The organism is Myxococcus xanthus (assembly GCF_013116825.1).
GTDB lineage: Bacteria > Myxococcota > Myxococcia > Myxococcales > Myxococcaceae > Myxococcus > Myxococcus xanthus_B.
This window is the reverse complement of sequence record NZ_JABFNS010000257.1, coordinates 1-4,324: the sequence shown is the minus strand read 5'-3', so window position 1 is coordinate 4,324 and position 4,324 is coordinate 1. Positions and strand designations below refer to the sequence as shown.

The 4,324-nt window shown below is 68.7% G+C and carries 4 protein-coding genes and 1 riboswitch; of the genes, 2 read left to right on the top strand and 2 right to left on the bottom strand.

Annotation, left to right across the window (positions count from 1 at the left end):
* Positions 1-32 precede the first annotated feature (32 nt).
* Complete coding sequence (gene moaA / locus HNV26_RS36950) at positions 33-989, top strand: GTP 3',8-cyclase MoaA (protein ID WP_253817393.1); 957 nt, start codon at positions 33-35, stop codon at positions 987-989.
* A gap of 82 nt (positions 990-1,071) precedes the next feature.
* Here moaA and HNV26_RS36945 read toward each other — a convergent pair whose 3' ends face one another.
* Complete coding sequence (locus HNV26_RS36945; RefSeq protein ID WP_140863651.1) at positions 1,072-1,461, bottom strand: DUF4870 domain-containing protein; 390 nt, start codon at positions 1,459-1,461, stop codon at positions 1,072-1,074.
* Positions 1,462-1,577: 116 nt separating this feature from the next.
* Positions 1,578-3,452, bottom strand: a complete 1,875-nt coding sequence (gene thiC, locus HNV26_RS36940; RefSeq protein ID WP_171442017.1) for a phosphomethylpyrimidine synthase ThiC — start codon at positions 3,450-3,452, stop codon at positions 1,578-1,580.
* Between the two features lie 49 nt (positions 3,453-3,501).
* A riboswitch (TPP riboswitch) is annotated at positions 3,502-3,609 on the bottom strand.
* A 210-nt stretch (positions 3,610-3,819) separates the two neighbouring features.
* Here thiC and HNV26_RS36935 point away from each other — a divergent pair.
* Positions 3,820-4,251: a CBS domain-containing protein gene (locus tag HNV26_RS36935; protein WP_011554239.1), complete on the top strand. Its 432-nt coding sequence runs from the start codon at positions 3,820-3,822 to the stop codon at positions 4,249-4,251.
* The last annotated feature ends 73 nt before the right edge of the window (positions 4,252-4,324 follow it).

Genomic DNA, 4,324 nt, shown 5'->3' with positions numbered 1-4,324 from the left:
ATGCTCAGCCGCAGGTACGTCATCCGCCGCCCCTGCTGGACGCGCAGGGGCGGCGGATGACGTACCTGCGGCTGAGCATCACCGACCGGTGCAACTTCCGGTGCATCTACTGCTCGCCCGCTTCGTGGGGCGGCAAGCGGGACCTGCTGGGCCCCGAGGAGTTGGAGCGAATCACCTCCGTCTTCGCCCGCATGGGGATCCGCCGCGTGCGGCTCACCGGCGGCGAGCCGCTGATCCGTCCGGACATCCTCGACATCGCCCGGCGCATCACCGCGGTGCCCGGCATCCAGCACCTGGCCATCACCAGCAACGCCAGCCACCTGGAGCGGCTCGCCCTCCCCCTTCGCGAGGCGGGCGTCACCCAGCTCAACCTGAGCCTGGACACCCTCTTGGCGGAGACGTTCCGCCGCATCTCCAAGCAGGGGGACTTCGACGCGGTGCTGCGAGGCGTGGACGCGGCGGCGGGCGCCGGCTACGCGTCTCTCAAGCTCAACGTCGTCGTCATGCGGGGCGTGAACGACGAGGAGGCCTCCGCGCTGATCGCCTATGCGCACGCGCGCGGCTTCACGCCCCGCTTCATCGAGCTGATGCCCTTCGGTCAGGGCACGCCGGTGCCCACCGCGGAGCTGGTAGCGCGGCTCCAGGCGTCAGGGCTGCCGCTGGAACCCGAGCCGGATGACACGGGCGACGCCGCCGGACCGGCGCGCTACTGGCGTGCGCCCGGAGGCCGCGTGGGCTTCATCTCCCCGCTCACCCAGAACTTCTGCGGCGCCTGCAACCGCGTGCGCGTGGCGTCCAATGGCGACTTGCGCAGCTGCCTCGGCGGCCGGGCGCAGGCGCCGCTGCATCAGCTCATCCGTGGCGGTGCCAGCGACGCGGAGCTGGCCGTGGCCATCCGCCGGGCGCTGGGCGACAAGCCAGAAGGGCACCGCTTCACCGAGCCCGGCAACGGCGCCACGCTGCTGTCCATGATGGGCATCGGCGGTTGAAAACACGACGGGCGGGCCCGCGCCTTCGCGCCTGGCCCGCCCGAGTGTTCCTGGACCGTTTCCGCCGGCCCCGCGTGGCGCGCTACTTCACCAGTCGAATGTTGACCGGGTACTTGTAGAGCTGCCCCTCGTTCGCCTTCAGACCCGCGATGATGGAGAAGACGATGGCGACGATGCCGACGATGGGCAGCAGGACGGCGCCAATGCCGATGCACACGGTGATGGCGCTGACGAAGGCCGCGATGAACACCGTGATCTGGAAGTTCAGCGACTCCACGGCGTGGGCGCGGACGAAGGAGGACTCCTTGCCCTTCGTCAGCATCAACACCAGCGGCACGGCGAAGCCCAGGCCCACGAAGTTGGCCAGGATGGTGCCCATGTGAGCGAGCAGCCCCATCGTCTTCTCATCCTGGGTCGGCATCGGCGTGCCACTGATGAACGAACCCATTTGCTCCTGCGGCGGAGTCTCCATTGAAAATCCCCTCCAAAGATGTCTCGGGCGCGTGCACCGCACCCAGCGGGGTCCACCATGACACGCACCCACTCCGATTGTCACGTCCAGGACAGGTGATCTGAAGAGGCCCCCGCCTAGCGGTACAACTGGCTCCCAGCCTTCTTGAATTCCTCGCTCTTCTCATCGAGCGCGGACTGAAGCGCGGCGTCGTCGCTCACGCCCTGCTTCGCGGCGAAGTCACGCACCTCTTGCGTGATCTTCATGGAGCAGAACTGCGGACCGCACATGGAGCAGAAGTGCGCCACCTTCGCGCCTTCCGCCGGCAGCGTCTCGTCGTGGAAGGCGCGGGCGCGCTCGGGGTCCAGCGACAGGTTGAACTGGTCCTCCCAGCGGAACTCGAAGCGGGCCTTGGACAGCGCGTTGTCCCGGGCCTGGGCCCCTGGATGCCCCTTGGCCAGGTCCGCGGCGTGGGCGGCAATCTTGTACGTGATGACGCCTTCCTTCACGTCGTCCCGGTCCGGCAGCCCCAGGTGCTCCTTGGGCGTCACGTAGCAGAGCATCGCCGTGCCGAACCAGCCGATCATCGCCGCGCCGATGCCGCTGGTGAAGTGGTCGTAGCCCGGCGCGATGTCCGTGGTGAGAGGCCCCAGCGTGTAGAACGGCGCCTCGCCGCACACGGCCAGCTGCTTCGTCATGTTCTCCTGGATGAGGTGCATGGGCACGTGGCCCGGACCTTCAATCATCACCTGCACGTCGTGCTTCCAGGCAATCTGGGTCAGCTCGCCCAGCGTCTCCAGCTCACCGAACTGCGCCGCGTCGTTGGCATCCGCGATGGAGCCCGGCCGCAACCCGTCGCCCAGGCTGAAGCTGACGTCATACGCCTTCATGATTTCGCAGATTTCCTCGAAGTGCGTGTAGAGGAAGTTCTCCCGGTGGTGGGCGAGGCACCACTTGGCCATGATGGAGCCGCCACGGCTGACGATGCCGGTCAGGCGCTTCGCCGTCCACGGCACGTAGCGCAGCAGCACGCCCGCGTGGATGGTGAAGTAATCCACGCCCTGCTCGCACTGCTCGATGAGCGTGTCGCGGTACAGCTCCCAGGTGAGGTCCTCCGCCTTGCCGCCCACCTTCTCCAGCGCCTGGTAGATGGGCACGGTGCCGATGGGCACCGGCGCGTTGCGGAGGATCCACTCGCGCGTCTCGTGGATGTTGCGGCCGGTGGACAGGTCCATCACCGTGTCCGCGCCCCAGCGGATGGACCACACCATCTTCTCCACCTCTTCCTCGATGGAAGACGTGACGGCCGAGTTGCCGATGTTGGCGTTGATCTTCACCAGGAAGTTGCGGCCGATGATCATCGGCTCCAGCTCCGGGTGGTTGATGTTGGCCGGGATGATGGCGCGGCCCCGCGCGATTTCGTCTCGCACGAACTCGGGCGTAATCACCCGCGGAATCGCCGCGCCCCACGACTGGCCCGGGTGCTGGGCCGCGAGAGACGCCTCCACCTGGAGGTTCTCCCGCAGCGCCACGTACTCCATCTCCGGGGTGATGATGCCCTTGCGCGCGTAGTGCATCTGCGTGACGTTGGCGCCGGACTTCGCCACGCGCGGCGAGCGGCGGTGGGCGAAGCGCAGGCCCACCAGACGCGGGTCCGCTTCACGGGCGCGGCCGTATTCGGAGCTCACGCCGGACAGCGCTTCGGTGTCATTGCGGCCCAGGATCCAGGACTCGCGCAGCGCGGGCAGCCCCTGCCGCAGGTCGAGCTCCGCGGCCGGATCCGTATACGGCCCGCTGGAGTCGTAGACGTGCACGGGCGGGTTGGCCGTCTCCTTCGCGTCCGGGCCGTGGCCGAGGCGCGTGGGCGTCTGGCTGATTTCGCGCAGGGGCACGCGCAGGTCCGGGTGCAGCACGCCGGGCACGTACACCTTGCGCGAGGCTGGCAGCGGGCCCCGGCTGATTCCCTCCAGCACCTTCCCGTCGACCTTCAGGCTTCTGGACGCTCCGCTCATCACGCATCTCCTCTTGAGAGGGCGGATGGGCAGGCGGTCGGGGGGCAGCAAGCCTCCCGGGCCGCTTCCCTCCGCCGGTACGAACCGGTTCAGGTTCCAAGGGTTGGCCGGGACCACGGCCGTCTCAGTCCCTTCCGGGACACCCCTAGCGACAGGGTGAGCATGTAGCGCACAGCGCGGCCGGCTTCAACCCGGCCGCGGGCGCAAGCGCTCGTCGACCACGCAATGCCTGCGGAGCGGCGGGGCTCCACGCAAACCTTGCGCGCCCCAAGGCGGGGAAACACCGTTCCTTGGGGCAGACCTGCTGGCCCCGGAGATGCAACGATGAAGGGACATTCGTCGTCTTCCAACTGCCAGGAGTACCGCCATGCAGATCGTCGGAGAGCTGATGACCCGTGACGTCGTCACGCTCAAGGAAACGCAGAACCTGGCCAAGGCGGATGAGCTGCTCCGGCTGCACCGCATCCGTCACCTGCCGGTGGTGCGGCAAGAGAAGCTGGTGGGCCTCATCACCCACCGCGACCTGCTGCGCGCCGCCGCCACCCACGCCACGGATCCGGCCGCGCAGCCGCTCTGGGCCGCGGACATCATGACGCGCGACGTGCAGACGGTGCGCCCGGACACGCCGCTGCGCCGGGCGGTGACGCTGATGCTCGAGCACAAGTACGGCTGCCTGCCCGTGGTGGATGAGGGCGGCGTCCTCCAGGGCATCCTCACCGAGGCGGACCTGGTCCGCTACGCCCAGCACCTCATCGGCGAGCAGGACCGCCGGGAGCTCGCCGCAGAGTTCAATGCCTGACCTCGCCGCCAGCGCGTGAGGGGCGGGCCCGTGTCCCCTCTCCGCCTGGCGCGCGCGCCCCCCGCCCCATGTC